This window comes from Streptomyces sp. MH60, assembly GCF_002939385.1.
Classification (GTDB): domain Bacteria; phylum Actinomycetota; class Actinomycetes; order Streptomycetales; family Streptomycetaceae; genus Streptomyces.
Map to the genome: position 1 here is coordinate 1 of NZ_MULI01000068.1, position 21,362 is coordinate 21,362.

Consider the following 21,362-nt stretch of genomic DNA (forward strand, 5'->3'; position numbering starts at 1 on the left):
AGCCGGTCGCCGGCCAGGACGAGTTGCCCGGGCAGCGGCTCCGCCCGGAGGTCGGGTCCGGGTGCCGGCCGCAGGCGCCGCAGCGCGTCGTGGACCAGACCGGCGTCGACGCCCGTGCCGTCCGCGGCCTGTCCGGCCGCCGCCACCGTCAGCAGCAGGTCCCGGGCGTGGGCGGACGGGCCGCTCGGCACGCCGCCCGCGGCCTCGGCGAGGGCGGTCGCGTCGGCCAGCGGGTGCGGCAGCGGCCGGTGTCCGCGCAGTTCGGCGGGTGACAGCCGGCGCACGAGGGCGACGAGGAGGGCCGGGTTCCCCTCCGCCTCCGCGAGGAGTTGCTCGCGGACGGCCGGGGCGGCGGCACCGTCGGTCACGTCGTCGAGCAGGGCGGCGGCCCTCGACGGAGCCAGCGGGTCCAGGTGGACGACGGGCAGCCGGGCGAACTCCGGGCCGACGGCGCGGTCCGAGGCGACGGTGAGCAGCAGGCCGACCCGGTCGGCGGTGCGCAGGCGCCGGGCCGCGCGGCCGAGCGCCGTCCGTGCCGGGGCGTCCCACCGGTGGGCGTCGTCCGCACACACGAGTACGGGCGCCGCGGCAGCTGCCGCCCGCAGGGTGTCGAGCAGTTGTTCGGCGGCGCCGTGCGCGCTCATGTCGGGGGCGGGGCCGAGGTGGAGTACGGGACCGGCCCGGAAGGAGCGGGCGGCCCACTGGAGCAGGGCGGTGCGGCCGAGCCCGGGTTCGCCGGCCAGGAGGAGTTGGCCGCCGTGGCGGGGCAGCGCGTCCAACAGCGCGCACAGCGCCTTGCGTTGTGCGCTCCGGCCGTGGATCCGCCCGGCCGTGGGTACGGTCGTCTCTCCGGTCATTCCCGGGAGGTTACGCGCGCGTAACCTGAGGCGGAAGGCACCGGTCCGCCCGCACCCGGGCAGGCGGCACGCGCACTGTGCCGACGCCCAACCGGCCCCGGGCCCGGTCGTGCGCCGGCACAGCGGACCGGAGATCAGGAAGCGTGCGGGCAGTTGCCCCGGTACTCCTCGATCGTCAGGCTCGGCCGGGGCAGCGGGCACAGGAACTGCTCGTAGCGGGTGTCGTTGTCGATGAACCGCTTGAGCCAGGAAACGCTGTACTTGGCGATCGTCGTGTTGGACGTGTTGGGCGAGAAGTGGGTCGCGTTGTTCAGCTCCAGATAGGCCCGGTCGGTCGCGGCGGGCAGGCCGGAGTAGAACGGCTCGGCGTGCGAGGCCACGGGGGCGACCGTGTCGCCGTCGGCCCCCACGATCAGCGTCGGGGTGCTGACCTCGGGCCAGCTCTTGTCCAGGTTCCAGGGGGTGAGGGGGATCGCCGCCTGGATCGACGGCCGGGACTTGGCGGCCTCCAGGGTGCCGCCGCCGCCCATGGAGTGGCCCATGACGCCGAGTCGGCTGCTGTCGATCCGGCCGCGGACGGAGCTGCGCTCGGTGAGGTAGTCCAGGGCGGCCAGCAGTTGGCGGCCCCGGGAGTCGGGCTGGTCCAGCGTGGTGTTGGTGTCGATGGTGAACACGACGAAGCCCTGGGAGGCCAGCCGCGGTCCGAGCCAGGCGATGGAGGACTGGTACGCGGTGAACCCCGGCGCGATCACGACGGCGCCGAACGTGCCGTCGCTCGTGCTGGTCGGGTAGTAGATGGTGCCGCCGCCGAAGCCGGTGACCGCCAGGGAGGAGACGCTGGTGTCGGCCACGGAGTACGGGCCGCGCAGTGCCTCGATGCTCGACTGGGTGGGCGCCGGGCCGCGCTCGTACGGGTTGTCGGCGGCCTGGGCGCCCGGGCCGGTGAGGGCGCCGAGCGCGACCATCGCGGCCACGGCGGCCGTCACGCCGGCGAGTCGCCGCCGGGTGCCGCGGAAGGCGGGACGTGCGGCTCCGGGGGCGGCGTGGATGTGGGGGTTCTGCTGCACGAGGGGTGGTCCTCTCGGTCGTGGCGGGTCGGCCGCCCGGTGATCGCACACGGCCCGGAACGCGTGGGGTCGCGTCCCGGGACATCCGCCGGGCGGGCCTCGCCGATGGGTTGGCGCTGCCACTGTCGGGCGGCGGGACGGGCGGGGGGATCGGCAATTTCACCGGCCTCGTACGACGAGGGGGGTACGGCCTCCCGGGGCGCGGGCGGATCACGCTGCCGACCCGGAGGCCGGTAACGCCCTGCCGCCTCTGCCGCCCCTGCCGCCTCTGCCGCTGGACGCCCTCCGCCCTGTCCGCACCCCCCGCCGATGTGACACGCTCGACCTCGGCCGGGCCGTCGTGCGCCGGTCGTCGGAGGATCGTCGGCGGGCCCGTCATCGGGTCGGCACCGTGGAGAGGCGTCGGAATGCGCATCGGACTGCTCGGCACCGGCCCCTGGGCGGACATGGCGCACGCCCCCGCCCTGGCCGGGCACGGCGACCTGGACTTCGTGGGGGTGTGGGGCCGCCGCCCGGACGCCGCCGAGGAGCTGGCGCAGCGGCACGGCACACGGGCCTACGACGACGTCGACGCCCTGCTGGCCGACGTGGAGGCCGTCGCCGTCGCGCTGCCCCCGGCCGTGCAGGCCGACCTGGCGGTGCGCGCGGCGCGGGCCGGGTGCCATCTGCTGCTCGACAAGCCGCTCGCGGCGACGGTGGCGCAGGGGCGGACCGTGGTGGAGGCGGTACGGGCGGCGGACGTCGCCTCGGTGGTCTTCTTCACCACCCGGTTCCAGCCCGAGACGGAGGCATGGATCACCGAACAGGCCGCCGCGGACGGCTGGTTCACCGCACGGGCGCAGTGGCTGGGCGCCGTGTTCGGGGACGGTGACAGTCCGTTCGCCGCCTCGCCGTGGCGGCGCGAGAAGGGCGCCCTGTGGGACGTGGGCCCGCACGCCCTGTCCGTGCTGCTGCCGGTCCTCGGCGACGCCCGGCGCGTGGCGGCGGCCGCACCGGGCCCCGGGGACACCGTCCACCTGGTCCTCGACCACACGGGCGGGGCCTCCAGCACGCTCACGCTCAGCCTGACGGCGCCGCCCGCGGCGGCGGGCGCCACGGTGGAGCTGCGCGGCCGGGCCGGGGTGACGCTGCTCCCGGAGACCACGGACGGTCCGGTGCCCGCGCTGCGGCGGGCCGCGGACGCACTGCTCACCGCCGCCGGTGGCGGGCGCCCGCATCCGTGCGACGCCGTGTTCGGGCTGCGGGTCACCGAGATCCTCGCCGAGGCCGAGGACCTGCTGGCGCACTAAGACGTCGTCCCGGTTCGTCATACCCGGGTTCATTGCGGCGCCGGCGGGAGCGCCCGTGTCCTCACCGACGGCGATGCCCCTGCTCCGTCGTGTCCATGAGCGTGCACGCCTCTGTCCCACCATCGGACACGTCGTCCGCCAGGACGAAGCCCTCCGAAACCGCGCCAGGGTACTTCCGGGTGCTTACTGCACGCTGGTGCGGGCCACGGCTTGCAGTTGACCGGGGATCACCGGTTCCCGCGTCGCGTCGTGCGTCAGCTCGAGCGTGTCGCCGGTGCTGTCCACCCGCCAGACGGTGCCGTGCCGGTTCTCCCACTCGACGAAGCTGCCGGGAGCGCCGGCGAGCAGTTCCAGTTCCCGCACCAGCGTGTCCAGCGGAGCGAAGCCGCGGGCGTCACCCTTGCTCATGCTCCGGGTACGGGTGTTGTCGTAGCGCATCTTGACGAACGGCACCTCGGCGCGGTCGAGCTTGTTCGGCTGGAGCATCTTGCGGAACCTGCCCCAGGCCTCTTCCTCGTTCTCCCGGCCGGAGATCTCACTGGCGTAGGCGGGAAAGACGGCGTAAGTGGCCGCCGACAGCTCAGGGTTCTCGTTGGCGTGATACCCGTGCACCTCGGCCGTCGCCACTCCCACGGTGTCGAACTCCGTCCCGTCGTGGTGGAAGCCGCCGACGGCTACCAGGGGCCGCCCCTGCCCCACGAAGGTGTCGTCATGGGCGCGTGTGTGGGCGAGCAGTGCCGCGACGAGCGCCTCGTCGTAGCGTCCGCGTACGTTGACCTGCAGGTTGTGCCGGCCGTCGGTGGAGAGTGCGGCGGTGAAGGTGAACATCGGGTTCGGCGACCACCGCCAGGCGGATGCCAGACCGGGAACGGGTGCGGCGCCGGGCATGGCGGACAGGACGGATCCAAGGTTCATGAGGGTGGCTCCTGTGCTCGGGTCGGGTGCCCTAGCTGCATGAGTAGAGGGTGGGGTCGACATCCTGGCGGTACGTGGCGTCCATGAGCGCACCACCGCGGGAATTCTCGCTTCTCGTCATGGGCTCCATGTTGTCGGGATCGTTGTAGAAGTCGTTGCGGGTGGCCCGGTCGGAACGGTAGCCCGTCTGGTTCCAGTGATCGACCACCGGTGTCAGGTGCTCGTACGTGAGCTGGTTGGACGGGATGATCTCGCCCGCGGAGTTGCGCCAGGTCAGGTCCGATCTGGGAATGCGTTCCATGATCTGACGGCCCTGGGAGTCGAGCTGTCCGGTGGGCCGCATGGGTGTGCCGCCCTGGGCGATGCCCTCGTCGGTCCAGGCGGCGGTCATGGCGTCATGGGTGGACTGGCGATAGCTGCCGGGGTATTCCGTGTCGCGGTTGTGGGCCTGTACGGGCGAGTTCGAGTCCCTCTCCCATCGGCCGCGCTGGCCGCGGATGCGGATGAGGCCCAGCGGGTCGAGGAGAAGGAGCGGGTTGGTGACGTAGGCGTAGTCGTTCGGGTCCGGTGCCAGGCCCAGCGGATCGGCGCTGACGTAGCGCGCGGTCTCCGGGTCGTAGTAGCGGTAGTAGTTGTAGCTCCAGCCGGTCTCGGCGTCCGCGTACTGCCCGGGGAAGCGCAGGGGGCAGTCGGCTTCCGGGGCTGTGGGCGGTGCGCCGGTCGGCTGCCCCCAGGCGGTGAATCTGCGGTGCCAGACGATTCGGCCGTCCGCCGAGACGAGTTCGGTCGGTGTTCCGACGAGGTCGGTGACGATGGCGTAGAAGCGGGCGTCGGTGTCGTCCTGGTCGCTTCCGCCCCGGTTCGCGGCCGGCCGTTCGCGGCCACCGCTGACGGTCTGGGCGACGGGTCGGTAGGAACCCGGCGCGTAGTCCCAGGTGGTGACGGTGCCGTCGGTCTCGATCTGTTCGGCGAGGCGTGTTCCGTCCCAGCTGAACGTCGTCTCCTCCAGCACGTCCCCGCCGGTGCCGAGGCGTTGTTTGCCGACCCGTCGGCCGTCCGGATCGTAGGTGTAGCGCCACTCGGATCCGTCCGGTGCGACGGTCCGGACCAGGCGGTCCTCCGCGCTCCACCCGTACTGGGAGGTGCGCCGGCCGCCGCTGAGGAGACGGACGGTCTTGCGGATCAGCCGCCCCTGGCCGTCGTAGGCGTAGGTGGTGCGTCCGGCCCGGTGCAGTCTGGTTCCGTCGGCATGGTGGGGCTGCGGTGCCGCGGTGCCGTCGTAGGGGGAGCCGGTGACGAGGTTGCCCGCGCGGTCGTACGCGTAGTTCTCCTCGCGGTCGGCAGTCCTGACCGCGGTCAGCCTGCCGACCGGGTCCACGTCGAACCGGCGGCTTTCGCCGAGCAGCTCGTCGATCTCCCGGAGCGCTCCGTCGAGGTCGTACTCGTAGGTGCGGTGCTGGAGCAGCTCTCCGCCCGCGTCGCCGCTGCCGCGGCCGGGCGTGGTCACCGACTGCCCGGTCAGCCGGCCGGAGCCGTCCCAGCTCTGGTGGAGCACCGCCTCCGCACCCAGCGTCCTGCGGATCTCACGATGGGCGGTGTCGTAGTCGAAGCGCAGCCGGCTGCCGGCGCCGCTCAGGGTCTGGGGGTGGCCCGTCGCCTCGTAGGTCCAGGTCGAGGTGATGCCCGAGGGAGTGCGTCGGCTGATGCGGCGGCCGAGTGCGTCGTACGTGTAGGTGGTGGTCCGGCCGTTGACCGTCTCGGTCAACGTGCGGCCCATGGAGTCGTAGGTGCGTTCGACCGTGGTGTCGCGGTTGGCCGCGCGGAGCAGTGAGCCGACGCTGTCGTACTCGTAGGTGGTGACCTCGTCCGCCGTGCGGTACTGGCGTGGCCGGCCGAGCAGGTCCACGGTCACGTCCGTGGTCTGTCCGGCGCCATTGGTCCACGACGTACGCTGCCCGGCCGCGTCGTGGGTGTAGATGAGCGTGCGGCCGTTGAAGTCCGTCTCCCGGATCAGGCGGTTCGCCTCGTCGTAGGCGTACTCCCAGGTGCGGCCGTCCGCGTTGTGGACACCGGTCAGGTTCAGTTCGGTGTCGTAGGCGAACGTGTAGCGGCGGCCGTCCGGTGTGGTGCGGGAGGTCGGCTGGTGGAAGTGCGTGAACTCGTACGTGGTGACCGCACCGTTGCGGGCCGTGTGCGAGACGAGGTTGCCTTCGCCGTCCCAGCTCCAGGCCTCCGTCGCGCCGTCCGGGAGGGAACGCCACGAGGCCAGTCCTTCGACGGTCCAGCCGAAGCGGTCGGTGGCGCCGGTGGGGTCGGTCACCGCGGTCACGCGTCCGAAGGAGTCGCGCCGCGCTCGGGTCGTCCGGCCCTCCGGGTCGGTGAGGGCCAGCGGCAGGCCGGCCAGGTCGGTCTCGATGTGCCGGGTGTGGCCGAGCGCGTCGGTGACGGAAAGGGGCCGGCCCAGGGCGTCGTAGCTGTAGCGGGTGGTCGCGCCGGACGGGTCCGTGACGGACAGGCGATTGCCCCGCTCGTCGTAGGTGTAGTTCCAGAACGAACCGTCGGGGTCCGTGAGCCGGCGGGTGCGGCCTGCCTCGTCGTACTCGGCCCGGACAGAGCTGAGGTCCGGCCTGACCACCTCGGTCAGGTGACCGGCCGCGTCGAAGACCTGCCGGGTGGTGCGGCCCAGCGGGTCGGTCCAGGAGACGAGGCGTCCGTTCGCGTCCCACTCCCGGCGGGTCGAGGCCCCCAGGGGATCGGTGACCTGGACGAGTTGCAGACGCTCGTCGAACCGGTAGGTGGTGGTCCGGCCGAGGGAGTTGCGGTACGTGTTGACGCGTGCCGCGTCGTCGTAGCTGAGGGAGCAGTCGAGGAAGCCGTCCGCTCCCCTGCCGACCGTGACCCTGTGCCGCTCGTCGTAGGTGTAGCGGTACCAACCGCCGTTGCGGTCGGTCCAGCTCGTGATGCGGGACTCGGCGTCGTACGTGAGCCGGAAGTCCCGGCCCTGCCCGTCGGAGACGGCGCGGAGATTGCCCTCCGCGTCGTAGCCGTAGCGTCGCACCACCGCCCACGGTGAGTGGGCCTCCGTGCCGTAGCCGTCCTCCGGTGAGCTGAGAACGCTCAGGGACGTGACCCGGCCGTCTTCCGTGGCGACGGCCACCCGGTAGCCACCCGAGTGGCGCATCTCGGCGACGACGCCCGACTCGTCGTAGAGGAAGTCGATGCGGTGCCCGTTGCGGTCGGTTGTCGCGGCGAGCGGCAGGGTGTAGGCGGGGGCGTCACCCTCGCGCCGTACACCGGGGGCGAAGTGGTGCGTCCGTCCCGTCTCGTCGTCGTGGACGGTGATCGTGCCTTCGCCGTCACCGCTCCACGTCAACGGCCGCCGAGGCCCCTCCAGAGGCAGGGTGGCGGTGCCCGGTGCGGGGATCGGATAGGCCAGGAGCATGCCGTCCTCGGTGGCGAACACCACGCCCTGGTCGTCGATCTCCAGGCGCTGGTCCAGCGTCGAGGCCCAGCTCGGCCCGAAGCAGCGCCCCCAGCGGTAGGTCGAGACGTGGGTGCGCCGGACGACCAGCGGCAGGAGCCCGCCGAGTTCCAGGTCCACCTGCTCCATGAGCATCTCGCCGGACACCAAGTCGATCGGGTCGCCGCCCCGGCACCGGCCCTTGTAGGGCTTGGCCTTCGCGAGCAGGTCCTTGGCACCGGAACGCAAGGTCTTCAGGCCACCCCGCATGGCGGTGGCCATCCCCTTCATGCCCTTGGCCAGTCCACGGAGGGTGGTCAGGCCCTTCATGCCGGGTATGCAGTCCAACGCGGCGAATCCCACGTCCCACAGCGATGCTTGACCCTTGCTGTATTTGTAGAGCGTGTCCGCGAGGACCACGAGAGCGGCCACGACGACGATCGCGGCGAGGATCGGCCCGCCGATGATCATCGCGACGATGCCGACGATCGCGACGACGACCTTGCAGACCGCGACGATGGTGTCCCAGTTGTCGGAGAGCCAGTCGCCGACGTCTTCCCACCAGGAGCGGTTCTGGATGCCGGCGTCGGACGCCTCGTCGATCTTGTTCTTGGCCTCCCGGGCCGCGTCCTCACGCATCTTGCGCGCGTCCTCGGCCATCCTCTTCGCCGCGTCCAGCGCACCCTGCGCCGAGTCGACGGCCGACTGCGCGTTGGTGTGAGCGGTCTTGGCGTGCTGGACGTCACGGGTAGCGGCCCGGACCTTCGCCTCGTCCGGCTTGTCCGCATCCGACTTGCTGCCGGTCGGGTCGTCCTTGTACTTGTCCGCCTCCTTCGACGCCCGCGTCACCCACGAGTCCGCCGAGGACAGCTTCGACTGCGCCGACGTCAGGTCCTGACGGGCCTCCCGCGCCTTGACCAGCGCCCGGTCCGCCAGCGCCTGCGCCCGCTCCAGCTTCGGCCAGAAGTCCGCGAGCGCGTCACCGCACATCCCGTACGACTTCTCCAGCTTCTTCAAGTTCTTCGGAACCCCGGAGAACTCCTCCTTGAAGACCGTCGCCGACTTCCCCGCCCACTCGGCCAGGGTCGACTCGCCGGCCATGCCCTTCACCAGACGCAACGCCTCGGACACGTCGTCGGCGAAGTCGTGCAACGTCTTCGCGAGCGTGCGCACCCGCTGCGGATCACCCGGAGTCGGGTCCTTGTCCAGGTCCAGGACATGCCAGTCACTCGGCCTGTGGCCCACCATCCCCGCAACCCCCGTCGACACCTGCAGGTGACCTCAACAACGTATGTGCACACGTGAACTTACTAGGCACTGGAGTTCGAGGAGAAGGGGGCTGCCTGCGACCGGAGCCACCGCCTCGCAGGAACCGTCCCCGGAAGGGCCGATCAGCATGGCTACGTCGTGCGGGCAGACGTGGTCGAGGACTTGGGAGACAACGTGACGACGGATCAGGCCAGTGCGGGCGGAGGTGTGCCGGTGGGCCCGCGGTCAGTCCCCGGCCCGCCTCTCCCCGAAGGGATCGTCGCTCCACCGGAACCAGGCCCGGTCTCCCTTGATGTGCAGCAGGAACTCGGCGACCGGGCCGTCGGGCGACACCAGCCGCACCCGCCGTTCGATCTCGGCGTAGGCGGCCTCCCACCGCGCCCCGTGCTCCGCGTCGTCCGCTTCCGCGAGGGCGAGTTCCCGGGCGAACAGCTCGCGGACGGCGCCGTAGGCCGGACCCGCCCGGAACCGGCCGGACAGCCAGGGGAAGTCGGCGTCGTCGATCAGGATCTCCCCGATGTCGCCGGACTCCGGGTCGGCCACCCGACCGGCGTCCGGCGCCCGACGCACGTGCCAGACCTCGCCCTCGAACCCCATACCGCCTCCGCCGCGCCCTCGCCGCCTGTGACCGTGGGGCCAGCATGTCATCCGGCACCCGCGATCGGTCGGCACCGCCTCGCGCCGCCGATTAAGCGCGCCTTAAACACCGGTTAAGCGTTCCCCGCGCGACTCCCCGCACCCCAAGTCCCACCTGGGACAACGTGTTTGGGGCGCGCTGCGGACAGTTGGCCGGGCCGGCCCTGCTGCGTACCATCGCCGCACCGCGTGAGAGCGCTCTCAGACTCCGTCAGGCCCCGATCACTGGAGACCCCCCACATGACTCCCCGTCACCAGCGTCCGCTCGCCCGCCGCAAGCTGCTCGTCGCCCTCGGCGGAGCGGTCGTGGCCGCACCGGTCGCCGCCGCCGTCGCCCCGCACGCCCTCGCGGGCGTCGGCTCGGACGGCCCGGCCCCCGAGGCCGCCGGCGCCCTGCCGCTGACGATCGTCAACGACACCGGCTCCTTCGGCAACGCCGACGTGCACGTCTACATCGTCGGCAACGTGGACGGCCGCCAGGTGCGGGTCACCCCCGACGGCACCGTCGCCCCCGTGTCCCTCTCCGACAACGGCGCCGACGGCTACACCGACTACGCGATCGGCCTCGCCGGCGGCGGCGAGACCGAGCTGAGCCTGCCGCACCTCTCCGGCCGGATCTACGTGTCCCTGGGCGAGAAGCTGAAGTTCAAGGTCGTCGCGGACGGGGCGGGAAACGCCGCGCTGCAGTACCCGGCGGGCTGGGTCGAGTCCGACCCGAACTACGGGGTGCTGCACGACTGCGCGGAGTTCACCTACAACTCCGCCGGGATGTTCTGCAACACCACCATGGTCGACATGTTCAGCGTGCCCCTCGCCATCCGGCTGACCGGCGCCGGCGACCAGACCACCGGCACCGTGCGTCCGGGTGGCCGGGCGGCCGTCTTCGAGGCGGTGCGGAAGGTGGAGGAGTTCGCGCCGCTGGTCGTGGACGACACCCGGGTGATCGCCCCCGGCCACGGTCTTGACGCCGGTCTGTTCCCCAAGGACTACCTCGCCCCGTACATCGACGAGGTGTGGAGCACCTACACCGGCAAGGACCTGAGGATCACCACCAACGCCGGGACCTTCACCGGCCGGGTGCGCGGGGACCGGCTGACCTTCGACGGGCCCGCCCAGGTGTCCTTCGCCAAGCCGTCGACCCGGGACGTGCTGTTCTGCGACGGCAATCTCGCCGCGCCCAACGACGGCACGACCGGTCCGGTCGCCGCGGTCCTCGGCGCCGGGTTCAACCGCTCCACGCTGGTCTCCTCGGCCGCCCAGCCCACGACCGACCCCGCGGCCTTCTACGGGACCGCGCTGACCAACCACTACGCGAAGGCGGTGCACGCGGCCACCGAGGACGGCAGGGCGTACGGCTTCGCCTTCGACGACGTGGCCGACTTCGCCTCCTACGTCCAGGACACGGCGCCCACCGGTTTCCGGCTGACGCTCGGCGCCTTCTAGGACCCGTCCGGACTCGTCCGGGGTCGTCCGCCCGCCGCCTCTCCGCGTGCGGGCGGCGCGGCGGCGTAGGAGCGTGGGGGTGTGCGAAAGGTGTCCGTCCCGCGGCCGCGCCGGGGCGAGGACCGGCGGAGCTGGCTGAGCGGGGCGCCGCCGCCCCGCTGGGTGCGGGTGCTGCCGCCGGCCCTCGTCGCGGCGATCTGCGCGGCGACCCTGCTCAGCGACGAGCCCCTGGAGATCGGGTTCCTGCTGGGTGCCATCCCGCCGCTGGCCGTGCTGTCCTACGGCCCGCTGGCGACCGCCGTGCTGGGCGGTGTGGTGATCGCGCTGCTGCACATCCCGGCCCTCCAGCTCGACCGGCCGGGCGACGCCGACCTGCTGACCATCGTCTTCGTCGCGGTGCTCAGCGTCTTCGTGTCCTTCGTGCGCAGTCGCCGCGACGCCCAGCTGGGCCTGGAGCGCACGGTCGCCGAGGCCGCGCAGCGTGCCGTCGCGCCGCCGCTGCCCGAGCGGGTGGGGGCGGTGCGCTGCACGGGGCTGTACCGGGCGGCGCAGCGCGGGACGCTGGTCGGGGGCGACTTCTTCGACGTGCGGGACGGCCCCTTCGGCGTACGGGTGGTGATGGGTGACGTGCAGGGGCACGGCCTGTCGGCGGTGTCGACGGTCGCCTCGCTGCTGGGGGCGTTCCGGGAGGCGGTGCTCGACCAGCCGGACCTGGCGTCGGTGGCGGGGCGGCTGGACCGCAGGCTGCTGGTGGACTCGGCGGACGCGCGGCACGCCGAGCTGTTCGCGACGGCCGCGCTGCTCGAGTTCTCCGCCGACGCCCTGGAGGTCCGCGTCGTCGTCTGCGGCAACCCGCCGCCGCTGCTGCTGCGGGGCGCGGATGCCACGGAGCTGGAGGTGTCGCCGTGGACGCCGCTCGGGCTGGGCCTCGCGGACGCCGGGTCGATCGAGGCGTGCACGGTGTCGCTGCGCCCCGGCGACCGGCTTTTCCTCGCCTCCGACGGGGTGGTCGAGGCGAGGGACGACAGCGGCGCGTTCTACCCGCTGGCGGAGCGGCTGCGCACCCTCGTCGGCGAGGACTCCGCCGCCCTCCCCGGCCTGGTCTGGGCGGACCTCGCGCGCTTCAGCCCGGACGTGCAGGACGACGTGACGATGCTGGTGCTCACTCCTTCGCCGCCGGCCGGGGAGTGACCCCCCGCTCCCCCTCGCCCGCCTCCTCGGCGTCGATGTGCGGCAGGATCCGGTCGAGCCACCGGGGTGTCCACCAGGCGTGCGGTCCCAGCAGGGTCATCACGGCGGGCACCAGGAGCAGGCGTACGACGGTGGCGTCGATGAGCACACTCACGGCGAGGCCGAGCCCGAGCATCTTGACCACGATGTTGTCGCTGACGACGAACGCGGCGAAGACGCTGACCATGATCAGGGCCGCGCAGGTGATGACCCGTGCGGTGATCTCCAGAGCGTGGGCCACCGAACCCTTGGCGTCGCCCGTGCGCCGCCATGCCTCGTGCACCCGGGAGAGCAGGAAGATCTCGTAGTCCATGCTCAGGCCGAAGATGATCGCGAACATCATCATCGGGACGTAGCTCTCGATGGGCACGCTGCCGGAGACCCCGAGCGCGGGTCCGCCCCAGCCCCACTGGAAGACGGCCACGACGACCCCGTAGGACGCGGCGATCGACAGCACGTTGAGGACGGCGGCCTTGAGGGCGACCAGCAGGCCGCGGAACACGGCGAGGATGATCAGGAAGGCCAGGGCGACGACGACCGCGATGATGAGCGACAGCCGTTCGGCGACGATGTCCCGGAAGTCGACCTGGGAGGCGGTGGCGCCGGTGACGTAGCCCTCGGCGTCGGTACCGGCGACCGCGTGCGGCAGGGTGCTGTCGACGAGGCGGTTGGTGAGCGCGGTGGTGGCGGCGCTCTGCGGGGAGTGCTCCGGGTAGACCGTGGCGAGCAGGACGTCGCCGTCCTGGGTCGTGGTCACCGGCGTCACCGCGGCCGTGCCGGAGACGTCGTCGAGGCTCTTGGTGACCTGGGAGGCGAGGTCCGAGCGCTGCGACTGGGGGACGCCGCTCCGGTCGACGACCACGGTCAGCGGGCCGTTGGAGCCCGGACCGAAGGCGTCGGACATGAGGTCGTACGCCCGCCGGTCGGTGAACGACGTGGGATCGGCGCCGTCACCGATGTGCCCGAGCTGGATCGAGAACACGGGAACGGCCAGGACGGCGAGGGCCGCCACGCCGCCGGCCAGGAAGTACCAGGGCCGGCGTGCCACGCGCCGGGCGTAGCGGTGCCAGGTGCCGTGCGGCTCCGCGCCGGGCTCCGCGTCGGTCTCGGCGACGGGCAGGCGGACCCGCAGGCGGTCGATGCGCCGGCCCATGAGGCCCAGCAGGGCGGGCACCAGGGTGAGCGCGCCCAGGACCGCCGAGACCACCGTCACGGCCGCGGCGATGCCGAGCTTGCCGATGAAGGACACCCCGGAGGCGTACAGGCCGAGCAGCGCGACGATCACCGTGCAGCCGGAGACCAGGACCGCGTGGCCGCTGGTCCCGGTGGCGTGACCGGCGGCCCGGACCGGATCGGCGCCGTTCATCAGGTTCTGCCGGTGCCGAGTGATCAGGAACAGGGCGTAGTCGATGCCGACGCCCAGTCCGATCATCGTGGCCAGCGTCGGGGACACCGTGGCGAAGGTGAACGCCGCGGCGAGCAGGCCGAGGAGGGCCAGGCCGGCCACCACGCCGATCAGCGCTGTCACCAGGGGCGACACGGCGGCCAGTACGCTGCCGAAGCCGATCAGCAGGACCACAACGGCGACGCCGAAGCCGATGAGTTCGCTCACCCGGTCGTCGGCGTCCGGCCGGGCCAGCTCGCCGAGCGACCCGCCGTACTCCGCCTCGGCGCCCGCCGAGCGCAGCGGCTGGACGGCGTCGTCGACTCCGTGCAGGTAGCCGTCGCCCAGTTGAGCAGGCTGAATGTCGAAACGGACGGTGATGTAGGCGGTACGGCCGTCCGTGGAGACCGGGCCCTCGTTCTGCTGGTCCGACGAGGCCGGCACCGGGCTGCCGGAGGACGGGGTGGCGGTGAGCGGGTTCTGGGCGGACCGGACGTGCGGCAGCTTCTGCAGGTCGTCCACCGTCGTGGCCATCTGCGAGCCCAGTGAGGTCAGCGGCTTGTCGGCGTCGTGCACGACGATCTGGCTGCTGTAGCCGCCGGTGGCCGGATCGTGCCGCTCCAGGACCTCCAGCCCCTTCTGGGACTGGGCGGAGGGCAGGGCGAAGTCGTCCGAGTAGTCCCCGCCGAAAGAGCGGTTCGTCAAGGTCAGCGCCACGAGCGCGACCAGCCACCCGACGACGACGATCACGCCGTGCCGGGCACACCACTCGCCCCACCGGCGCAGGCCGCCCGCTCTCGCCGTTCCCCGTCCCCCGACGCCGGTGCGCCTGCGTGCCATGGCTGTGATCCTTCTGCCCGGGCGGAAACGCTCGATCGACCTCATTACACGCCGGAGGGGCACTACCGGGCACCTCGGGGCGGGGTCCCACGGCGCTCCGGATGCGCGGGCCGGTTCCGCATTGAATGGTGTTATCGGGATATTCGGGACCGACAACAGCACGACCGACCACAGCACGGCACCGAAGCAGCGACCCGGATCCGAGGAGCACTGATCATGTCGATGTCACAGCCCGACGCCTCCCGACCCTCCGAAGCCCGCGCGGACGACGACCGCGCCACTCCGGACGACCTGCTCCACGCCCGCACCGGGACGGACGTGTCCCCGGAGGACCTGGTGCTGGCGGCCGGCCGGGACGTCACCCCGGAAAGCCTGGAGTGGGCCAGGCGCAAGCTGGCCGAGGAGGGCCCCTCGGCCCTCGACAAGCTGCTGCCCTGAACGCCGGGGGCCCCGGACAGACGACGTCGTCTGTCCGGGGCCCCCGGCGTTCACGGTCCTAGGACTCCGGCAGCTCCGTCTCGTCCTCCACGACATGCACCGCGGCCTCCTCGGCGCCCGCGGCCCCGCCGTCGATGCCGACGTCCTCCGCGACGCTCTCCTTGGTGGTGTCGGTGCGTACGCCCTCGTCGGGGGCGACCAGACGGCCGGCCCGGTCGGTGCCCGCCTCCGGGTCGACCGGTTCGCCCTCGCCGTCGGGTTCGTCGCCGACGCCGTCCCCGTCGGGTGCCGACACGTCCGGCACCTCCTCGGCCAGCCGTTCGTCGAGGGTCTCGCCGTCGTGCTGCTCGGCGGCCGTGGTGCCGTGCTTGGTCACGCCCAGGGGCTTCTCCGGCGGGGAGTAGCCCTCGTCGAGCGTGTCGTCGTAGGTCCTCTCGTCGACGGCGTCCTGGAGGTCGAGGGGCGCGGCGTCCTCCTGCTCCTCGTTGGTTCTGGTGGGCTGGTAGGCGTCGTCGGCCATCGGGTCCGTGCCCATCGCTGCCTCCCTCTCGCGCTGCGTCGGCTCGTTCGTCTCGCTGTCCGGGTTCGCGTTTCCCGATACGCGATCTCTAACCCGGGGGTGCGATCCGGATCTCCAGGTCGGTGACGCGGTACGACGCCCAGTCGCGGGCGTAGGCGGGCGGGGTGCCGCCGGGGCCGGTGAGGGCGGCGACCGGGATGCGCCGGGCGGTGTGCACGATCTCGGCGGCGGTGGTGTTCTCGTTGTTGCCGCTGGTGGCGCCGGAGGAGCAGCCCGTGTAGTAGCCGACCGGGATGGACTCGTGCTCGGTGAGCAGGCAGGGCGGGCTGACCCCGAGCCGGTGCAGTTCGTCGGCGACCCTGGCCCAGTCCTCGCGGCTCTCGACGTTGCGGTCCACGGTGCCCACGAGCACCGAGAACTGGACCGCGAGGTGCCCGGTCACCGCGAGCGCGACCAGCGTCGCGGCCACCGGCCGCCACCGGTCCCGCCCGGCCTTGACCAGGTGCCACAGCGCGTCGGCGACCGGCACGGCGAGCAGGGCGTAGGCGGGCTGCAGGAAGCGGGGCGCCGCGTAGCCGATCATGAACAGGTACGGCACCGCGGCCGTGACGGCGCAGGCCAGCGGGAGCAGTGTCGCGGTGGCGCGGCGGGCCCGGACCGCGACGACCGCGCCGAGGACGGCGACGACCGGGAGGAGCAGCCACCACAGGGTGACGACCGGGTGCGGCATCGCTCCGGTGCACGGCCGGCACAGGCCCCGTCCGCCCAGGCTGCGCATCTGGTCGTCGACGGCGATGTTCCAGCCGAGGTCGCCCTGGATCTCCGAGGCCCGGGACAGCCGCTCCCCGAGGCCGCCGTACCAGGCGTACGCCTCGATCACCCACTCCACTCCCCCGGCCGCGAGACCTCCCGCCAGAGCCAGCAGCAGCGGCCAGTGGCGGCGCGCGAGGACGAGGACCAGCAGGGGCAGGGCCACCCAGACCGCGTCGGTGGGCCGCATCAGCGCCATGAGCACGGCCCCGGCGGCCACCCCCCACAGTGCGCCCCGGCCGGCGCGCCCCCGCCCGGCCCCCAGGACGCGCAGGGCGCAGCCCACGGTGACGAGGGCGCCGATCGCGACCCAGTAGTTGGGCATGGCCTGCGGGCCGTAGAAGAGGGTCACCCACAGGGTGGCGAAGAAGGCGCCGGCCGTGGCGAGGACCCGGGTCGGGAACAGGCCCTTCCAGGCGCGCAGGGCGAGGTACAGCCCAAGGCCCGAGAGGACGGCGAGGTAGCCGCGCAGGAGTTCGGTGGAGGCCGACCAGGAGGCGACGGGTGCCGCCAGCAGGGAGACGCCCCGGGAGCGCGGGGCGCTGAAGAAGGCGGCGGGGTGGTGGGTGGTGACCTGGCTGACGTACACGATCTCGTCCCAGCCGAGGCCCATCGAGGGATGTACTAAGACCAGTTGGGCCAGGACGAAGACGGCGGCGACCACCGCGACCGGCGCGTCGCCGCGCAGCCGCCGGGGGGTGCCGGACGTCCCCGCCGCCTCACCGCCGCGTCCGCGTCTGCCGACGAGAATTGCGTTCGCGCCGTCGGCCATCGTGCACCCCTCACCCCCGCTCGTCGCGGGGTGTCTCGTCCTTCACCTCCTGCCGCCTGTGGCTGGAGCCCGGAACCGCGTGAGTCCGAAATCCCGGAAAACATGATCAAACTAACCCGCGCGCCACTGATCCGCAGGGCGGAACTCGGCCAGTCGCGCGGGCTCATCCGTCGCCCGGGACCGACCGCTCGATGACGCCCGGACGGCGGTGCGGGGGCTGTTCGGGCGTGGGACGCCACTTGGGCGCGGAAATGCCGAGTGTGACGGGGCCGTCCCCGTTCACCTGCACCTCGGTCCCGTGGTGATGGATCGTCAGGGGCGGCCCGCCCAGCAGCGAGTACGACGCCCGGTCGGGACCGATCTCCACCTGCAGGCACCGGCCGCGGAACTGGAGCCGGAAGGCGAGGCGGCTGAACTTCTCGGGCAGGCGGGGCGTGAAGCGCAGGCTGTCGCCCTCCCGCCGGGTGCCGCCGAACCCGGCGACCAGCGCCATCCACGTACCGGCCAGGGAGGCGATGTGCAGTCCGTCGCGGGTGTTGTGCTCCAGGTCCGCGAGGTCCATCAGGGCGGCCTCGGTGGCGTAGTCGTAGGCGAGGCGCAGGTGGCCGGTCTGGGCGGCGACGACGGCCTGGCAGCACGCGGACAGCGAGGAGTCCCGTACGGTCAGCGGCTCGTAGTAGGCGAAGTTGGCGGCCATCTGGTCCTCGTCGCAGTGGGCGTCGAACCAGCTGCCGCAGGTGTACATGGCGAGCACGAGGTCGGACTGCTTGACGACCTGCTTGCGGTAGATGTCGAAGTACGGGAAGTGCAGCATCAGCGGGTACTGGTCGGCGCCGGTGGCGGCGAAGTCCCAGCGCTGGTGGCGGGTGAAGCCGGCGTGCTGTTCGTGGACGCCGATCTCCTCGTTGTAGGGGATGTGCACGGCCTCGGCGGCGTCCCGCCATGCGGCGCTCTCCTCCGCGTCGACGCCGAGCCGGGTCGCCTCCTCCGGGTGGCGTTCGCACGCGTCGGCGGCGGCGAGCAGGTTGGAGCGCGCCATGAGGTTGGTGTACGTGTTGTCGTCGACGACGGCGCTGTACTCGTCGGGACCTGTGACGCCGTCGATGTGGAAGACGCCGTGGGGGTCGTGGTGGCCCAGCGAGCGCCACAGCCGGGCCGTCTCCACCAGGAGTTCGAGGGCGGTCTCGCGTTCGAAGTCGGTGTCGCCGGTCGCTGCCGTATAGCGCACCGCGGCGTGCGCGATGTCGGCGGCCACGTGGAACGCCGCCGTGCCGGCGGGCCAGTACGCGGAGCCCTCCGAGCCGTCGATGGTCCGCCAGGGGAAGGCGGCGCCGCGCAGCCCGAGCTGGGTGGCGCGGTCGCGGGCGGCGGGCAGGGTGGCCTGGCGCCAGCGCAGCGCCTCGGCGACCGCCTTGGGCGCGGTGTAGGTGAGGACGGGCAGCACGAACATCTCGGTGTCCCAGAACGCGTGGCCGTCGTATCCGGAGCCGGTCAGTCCCTTGGCCGGAATCGCGCGCTGCTCGGCGCGGGCGCCGGCCTGCAGCACGTGGAACAGGGCGAAACGGACGGCCTGCTGGATCTCCTCGTCGCCGTGCACCTCGACGTCCGCGCGGGCCCAGAAGTCGTCGAGGTAGTCCCGCTGTTCGGCCACGAGTCCGTCCCAGCCGCCGTGTGCGGCGGCGGCCAGCGCGGCCTCGACCTGGTCGCTCATCGCGGGCCGGGAGCGGGTGCCGGACCAGCCGTGGGCGACGGTCTTCTGCACCCGCAGCCGCTGGCCCGGGTCCAGGACGGAGGTGATGGTCAGGCGGGACACGTCCGTGTTGCTCTCGCTGCTGGTGGTGATCTCACCGGGCGCGTCGACGACGTGGTCGGCGGCCACGGCGACCCGGAGGCCGCTGCGCCGGGTGCGGTGGACCAGGCGCAGCCGGGAGCCGATGGCCAGGTCCTCCTCCGGTTCCAGCGGGGACTGCAGCGCCTGGGCCGCCCGGGGGTCGCCGTCGGCGCTGGGCAGGCTCTCGTTGGCGACCAGTTCGGACTGGATGACGATCCGGGTGCGGCTGTCGACGGGCTCGACCTCGTACTCCACGGCGGCGATGGCGCGCTGGGTGAGGGAGACCAGGCGGGTGGAGCGCACCCGGACGGTCGTACCGGCCGGCGAGGTCCACTCGCAGGTGCGTTCCAGCACACCGCGCCTGAGGTCCAGGGTGCGTTCGTGCTTGCCGAGCCGTCCGTAGCGCAGGTCGAAGGGCTCGTCGTCGACCAGCAGCCGCAGCAGCTTGCCGTTGGTGACGTTGATGACGGTCTGGCCCGACTCCGGGTAGCCGTAGCCCGCCTCGGCGTAGGGCAGCGGGTGGAGTTCGTAGACGCCGTTGAGGTAGCTGCCGGGGAGGCCGTGCGGTTCGCCCTCGTCGAGGTTGCCGCGCCAGCCGACGTGGCCGTTGGACAGGGCGAACACGGACTCGCTCTGGGCGAGCAGGTCGAGGTTGAGCGCCGTCTCGCGCACCCGCCAGGGCTCCACGGTGTACGTCCGGTTGGTGATCACGCGTGGCCCCCCAGCTCGGCGAGGTCCTTGACGACGCGGTCGGCGCCGTGGGCGTAGAGGGCGTCGGTCTGGCCGACGCGGTCGACGCCGACGACGTAGCCGAAGTGTCCGGAGCGGCCGGCGTCCATCCCGGCCAGCGCGTCCTCGAAGACGGCGGCGCGGGACGGGTCGACGCCGAGGTCGCGGGCGGCGGCCAGGAAGGTGTCGGGGTGCGGTTTGCCCGGCAGTTTCCTCTCCCGGGCCACGACGCCGTCGATCCGCACGTCGAACAGCCGCTCGGCGTCGATGGAGTGCAGCACGTCCCGGGTGTTGGCGCTGGAGGAGACGATCGCGGTGGCGAGCCCGGCGTCGCGGACGGCGTCGATGTAACGCAGCGTGCCCTCGTAGGGCTCCACGCCGTCGGTGCGGATCTTCTCCAGGAGGAGTTCGTTCTTGCGGTTGCCGACGCCGTTGACGGTCCGCGCGTCCGGTGGGTCGTCGGGGGTGCCCTCGGGCAGCTCGACGCCTCGGGAGGCGAGGAAGGAGCGGACGCCGTCGGCGCGGGGGCGGCCGTCGACGTACTGGTCGTAGTCGGAGTCGGTGAAGGGCCGGAAGTCCGTGCCGTCCCGCTCGCGCAGGAAGGCGTCGAACGTCTCCTTCCAGGCGGCGGCGTGCACCACCGCCGTCCTGGTGACGACCCCGTCGAGGTCGAAGAGGCAGGCCTGGATGTCGTCGGGAAGTCCGAGCTGCGTCGTCATACCCCCACAGTTCCCCGCCGGGGCGGGTCCGATCAGGTGACACACTGTGCGGTGTGCCGCCGACTTTCCAGGATCTGCTCGCCCGTGCCCGCCGGCTCCCCCGTCCCGGGCGGCGCGCGATCCTCGGCATCGCGGGCAGTCCCGGCGCGGGGAAGTCGACTCTCGCCGAGTCTTTGGTGCGGGAGCTGAACGGTCCGGGCGAACCGTGGGTGGCGCACGTGCCGATGGACGGCTTCCACCTCGCCGACGCGGAACTGGACCGGCTGGGCCGCCGGGACCGCAAGGGCGCGCCGGACACCTTCGACGCGGCCGGGTACGCGGCGCTGCTGGAACGGCTGCGCGCGGAGCGGTACGACGACGTCGTCTACGCGCCCGGCTTCGAACGGGTGCTGGAGCAGCCGCTCGCCGGGGCCGTGCCGGTGCCGCCCTCGGCCCGGCTGGTCGTGACGGAGGGCAACTACCTGCTGCTGGAGAGCGGGCCCTGGGCGCGGGTGCGGTCCTGCCTCGACGAGGTGTGGTTCTGCGGGCTGGAGGAGCCGGAGCGCGTCAGACGGCTCGTGGCGCGGCACGAGCGGTTCGGCAAGTCCCCCGAGGACGCGGCCGCGTGGGCGCTCGGCCCCGACCAGCGCAACGCCGACCTGGTCGCCGCCACCCGGCACCTGGCCGACCTGGTGGTACCGGCTCAGGCGGTGCCGGACGCCCGGGGATCCGCGCCCTCAGCTCCTGGGTGACGCGGTCACTCCTCGTCGAAGTCGTCGGGGCGAACGTGCGCCTCTTCGAGGGCCTCGCGCAGGGTCCGGCCGGTGCCGCCGGGCGGACGGGGTTCGTCCTCCTCGCGCTCGCGCCGACGCCGGCCGAGGACGTCGTCGGTGGTGTCGGTCTTCGGCCGGTTCTCTTCCGGGACGGTCATGGCGTCGGCTCCTCGTCCGTGTCTGTGGGTCCTTCCGTGACGCCGGGTTCCCGGGCGACGCGGTGCTATCCCCGCCCGGGGGTGATGCGGCGCGGTGCCGTCCGGGGGCGCGGTGACGTCCCTCCGGGGGCTGCGGTGAGGTCCTTCGGGGCGCGACGTAGGGCGGTGCGGGGCTGTCTCGTCCCGGCCGGTGCCGTGCGGTCCTCGGGCGCGGCGGTCCGCTCTGCCGGGTGCGGGGGGTGG

At 72.7% G+C, this 21,362-nt stretch carries 15 protein-coding genes and 1 pseudogene; 5 read left to right on the plus strand and 11 right to left on the minus strand.

Annotation, left to right across the window (positions count from 1 at the left end):
- A pseudogene (locus tag BZZ08_RS29910) lies at window positions 1-857 on the minus strand (LuxR family transcriptional regulator); the annotation flags it as partial.
- Between the two features lie 134 nt (window positions 858-991).
- Entirely contained in the window at window positions 992-1,924 is a 933-nt protein-coding gene (gene bdeA, locus BZZ08_RS29915) for a bis(hydroxyethyl) terephthalate hydrolase (RefSeq protein WP_104635337.1), read from the minus strand.
- Window positions 1,925-2,331: 407 nt separating this feature from the next.
- Between bdeA and BZZ08_RS29920 the strand changes: the two genes are divergently transcribed.
- On the plus strand, window positions 2,332-3,213 hold the full coding sequence (locus tag BZZ08_RS29920) for a Gfo/Idh/MocA family protein (protein ID WP_104635338.1): 882 nt from the start codon (window positions 2,332-2,334) through the stop codon (window positions 3,211-3,213).
- 183 nt (window positions 3,214-3,396) lie between these two features.
- Here BZZ08_RS29920 and BZZ08_RS29925 read toward each other — a convergent pair whose 3' ends face one another.
- The 3 genes from BZZ08_RS29925 to BZZ08_RS29935 all read right to left on the minus strand — a co-directional run bounded on the left by BZZ08_RS29925 (window position 3,397) and on the right by BZZ08_RS29935 (window position 9,454).
- Entirely contained in the window at window positions 3,397-4,128 is a 732-nt protein-coding gene (locus BZZ08_RS29925; protein WP_104635339.1) for a hypothetical protein, read from the minus strand.
- 31 nt (window positions 4,129-4,159) lie between these two features.
- Window positions 4,160-8,836: an RHS repeat-associated core domain-containing protein gene (locus tag BZZ08_RS29930; protein ID WP_104635340.1), complete on the minus strand. Its 4,677-nt coding sequence runs from the start codon at window positions 8,834-8,836 to the stop codon at window positions 4,160-4,162.
- 246 nt (window positions 8,837-9,082) lie between these two features.
- Entirely contained in the window at window positions 9,083-9,454 is a 372-nt protein-coding gene (locus BZZ08_RS29935; RefSeq protein ID WP_104635341.1) for a hypothetical protein, read from the minus strand.
- A 279-nt stretch (window positions 9,455-9,733) separates the two neighbouring features.
- On the opposite strand from BZZ08_RS29935, the gene BZZ08_RS29940 reads away from it, so the two are divergent.
- A complete protein-coding gene (locus BZZ08_RS29940; protein WP_104635342.1) occupies window positions 9,734-10,936 on the plus strand; it encodes a glycoside hydrolase family 64 protein in 1,203 nt (400 codons plus the stop codon).
- Window positions 10,937-11,017: 81 nt separating this feature from the next.
- Window positions 11,018-12,127: a PP2C family protein-serine/threonine phosphatase gene (locus tag BZZ08_RS29945; protein WP_104635343.1), complete on the plus strand. Its 1,110-nt coding sequence runs from the start codon at window positions 11,018-11,020 to the stop codon at window positions 12,125-12,127.
- Here the strand turns inward: BZZ08_RS29945 and BZZ08_RS29950 are convergent.
- Window positions 12,099-14,390 carry an MMPL family transporter gene (locus BZZ08_RS29950; RefSeq protein ID WP_104635344.1) on the minus strand — a complete coding sequence of 764 codons (2,292 nt, stop codon included), beginning with the start codon at window positions 14,388-14,390 and terminating at the stop codon, window positions 12,099-12,101. The two genes, BZZ08_RS29945 and BZZ08_RS29950, sit on opposite strands and share 29 nt — an antisense overlap.
- Window positions 14,391-14,606: 216 nt before the next feature.
- Here BZZ08_RS29950 and BZZ08_RS29955 point away from each other — a divergent pair, with 216 nt between their 5' ends.
- Window positions 14,607-14,828: a hypothetical protein gene (locus tag BZZ08_RS29955; RefSeq protein ID WP_104635345.1), complete on the plus strand. Its 222-nt coding sequence runs from the start codon at window positions 14,607-14,609 to the stop codon at window positions 14,826-14,828.
- 58 nt (window positions 14,829-14,886) lie between these two features.
- Here the strand turns inward: BZZ08_RS29955 and BZZ08_RS29960 are convergent, their stop codons facing one another.
- The 4 genes from BZZ08_RS29960 to BZZ08_RS29975 form a co-directional block, all read right to left on the minus strand.
- Window positions 14,887-15,363, minus strand: coding sequence for a DUF5709 domain-containing protein (locus BZZ08_RS29960; protein ID WP_104635346.1), 477 nt, complete (start codon window positions 15,361-15,363; stop codon window positions 14,887-14,889).
- A 73-nt stretch (window positions 15,364-15,436) separates the two neighbouring features.
- Window positions 15,437-16,930 (minus strand): hypothetical protein, encoded by a 1,494-nt coding sequence (locus BZZ08_RS29965; protein WP_104635347.1) that lies wholly within the window; start codon window positions 16,928-16,930, stop codon window positions 15,437-15,439.
- 163 nt (window positions 16,931-17,093) lie between these two features.
- On the minus strand, window positions 17,094-19,472 hold the full coding sequence (locus tag BZZ08_RS29970; protein WP_104635348.1) for a glycoside hydrolase family 65 protein: 2,379 nt from the start codon (window positions 19,470-19,472) through the stop codon (window positions 17,094-17,096).
- Window positions 19,469-20,209 carry a beta-phosphoglucomutase family hydrolase gene (locus tag BZZ08_RS29975; RefSeq protein WP_104635349.1) on the minus strand — a complete coding sequence of 247 codons (741 nt, stop codon included), beginning with the start codon at window positions 20,207-20,209 and terminating at the stop codon, window positions 19,469-19,471. Before BZZ08_RS29975 ends, BZZ08_RS29970 begins: the two co-directional genes overlap by 4 nt.
- Window positions 20,210-20,262: 53 nt before the next feature.
- On the opposite strand from BZZ08_RS29975, the gene BZZ08_RS29980 reads away from it, so the two are divergent.
- A complete protein-coding gene (locus BZZ08_RS29980) occupies window positions 20,263-20,940 on the plus strand; it encodes a nucleoside/nucleotide kinase family protein (RefSeq protein ID WP_104635350.1) in 678 nt (225 codons plus the stop codon).
- A 5-nt stretch (window positions 20,941-20,945) separates the two neighbouring features.
- Here BZZ08_RS29980 and BZZ08_RS39070 read toward each other — a convergent pair whose 3' ends face one another.
- A complete protein-coding gene (locus tag BZZ08_RS39070) occupies window positions 20,946-21,119 on the minus strand; it encodes a hypothetical protein (RefSeq protein ID WP_167307139.1) in 174 nt (57 codons plus the stop codon).
- Between the last annotated feature and the right edge of the window lie 243 nt (window positions 21,120-21,362).

Excerpts from the sequence above, each read along its gene's own strand:
- BZZ08_RS29925 (WP_104635339.1), bottom strand. The coding sequence starts at position 4,128 with ATGAACCTTGGATCCGTCCTGTCCGCCATGCCCGGCGCCGCACCCGTT.
- BZZ08_RS29950 (WP_104635344.1), bottom strand. The coding sequence starts at position 14,390 with ATGGCACGCAGGCGCACCGGCGTCGGGGGACGGGGAACGGCGAGAGCG.
- BZZ08_RS29935 (WP_104635341.1), bottom strand. The coding sequence starts at position 9,454 with ATGGGGTTCGAGGGCGAGGTCTGGCACGTGCGTCGGGCGCCGGACGCC.
- BZZ08_RS29940 (WP_104635342.1), top strand. The coding sequence starts at position 9,734 with ATGACTCCCCGTCACCAGCGTCCGCTCGCCCGCCGCAAGCTGCTCGTC.
- BZZ08_RS29930 (WP_104635340.1), bottom strand. The coding sequence starts at position 8,836 with ATGGTGGGCCACAGGCCGAGTGACTGGCATGTCCTGGACCTGGACAAG.
- BZZ08_RS29920 (WP_104635338.1), top strand. The coding sequence starts at position 2,332 with ATGCGCATCGGACTGCTCGGCACCGGCCCCTGGGCGGACATGGCGCAC.
- BZZ08_RS39070 (WP_167307139.1), bottom strand. The coding sequence starts at position 21,119 with ATGACCGTCCCGGAAGAGAACCGGCCGAAGACCGACACCACCGACGAC.
- BZZ08_RS29955 (WP_104635345.1), top strand. The coding sequence starts at position 14,607 with ATGTCGATGTCACAGCCCGACGCCTCCCGACCCTCCGAAGCCCGCGCG.
- BZZ08_RS29960 (WP_104635346.1), bottom strand. The coding sequence starts at position 15,363 with ATGGGCACGGACCCGATGGCCGACGACGCCTACCAGCCCACCAGAACC.
- BZZ08_RS29975 (WP_104635349.1), bottom strand. The coding sequence starts at position 20,209 with ATGACGACGCAGCTCGGACTTCCCGACGACATCCAGGCCTGCCTCTTC.
- BZZ08_RS29965 (WP_104635347.1), bottom strand. The coding sequence starts at position 16,930 with ATGGCCGACGGCGCGAACGCAATTCTCGTCGGCAGACGCGGACGCGGC.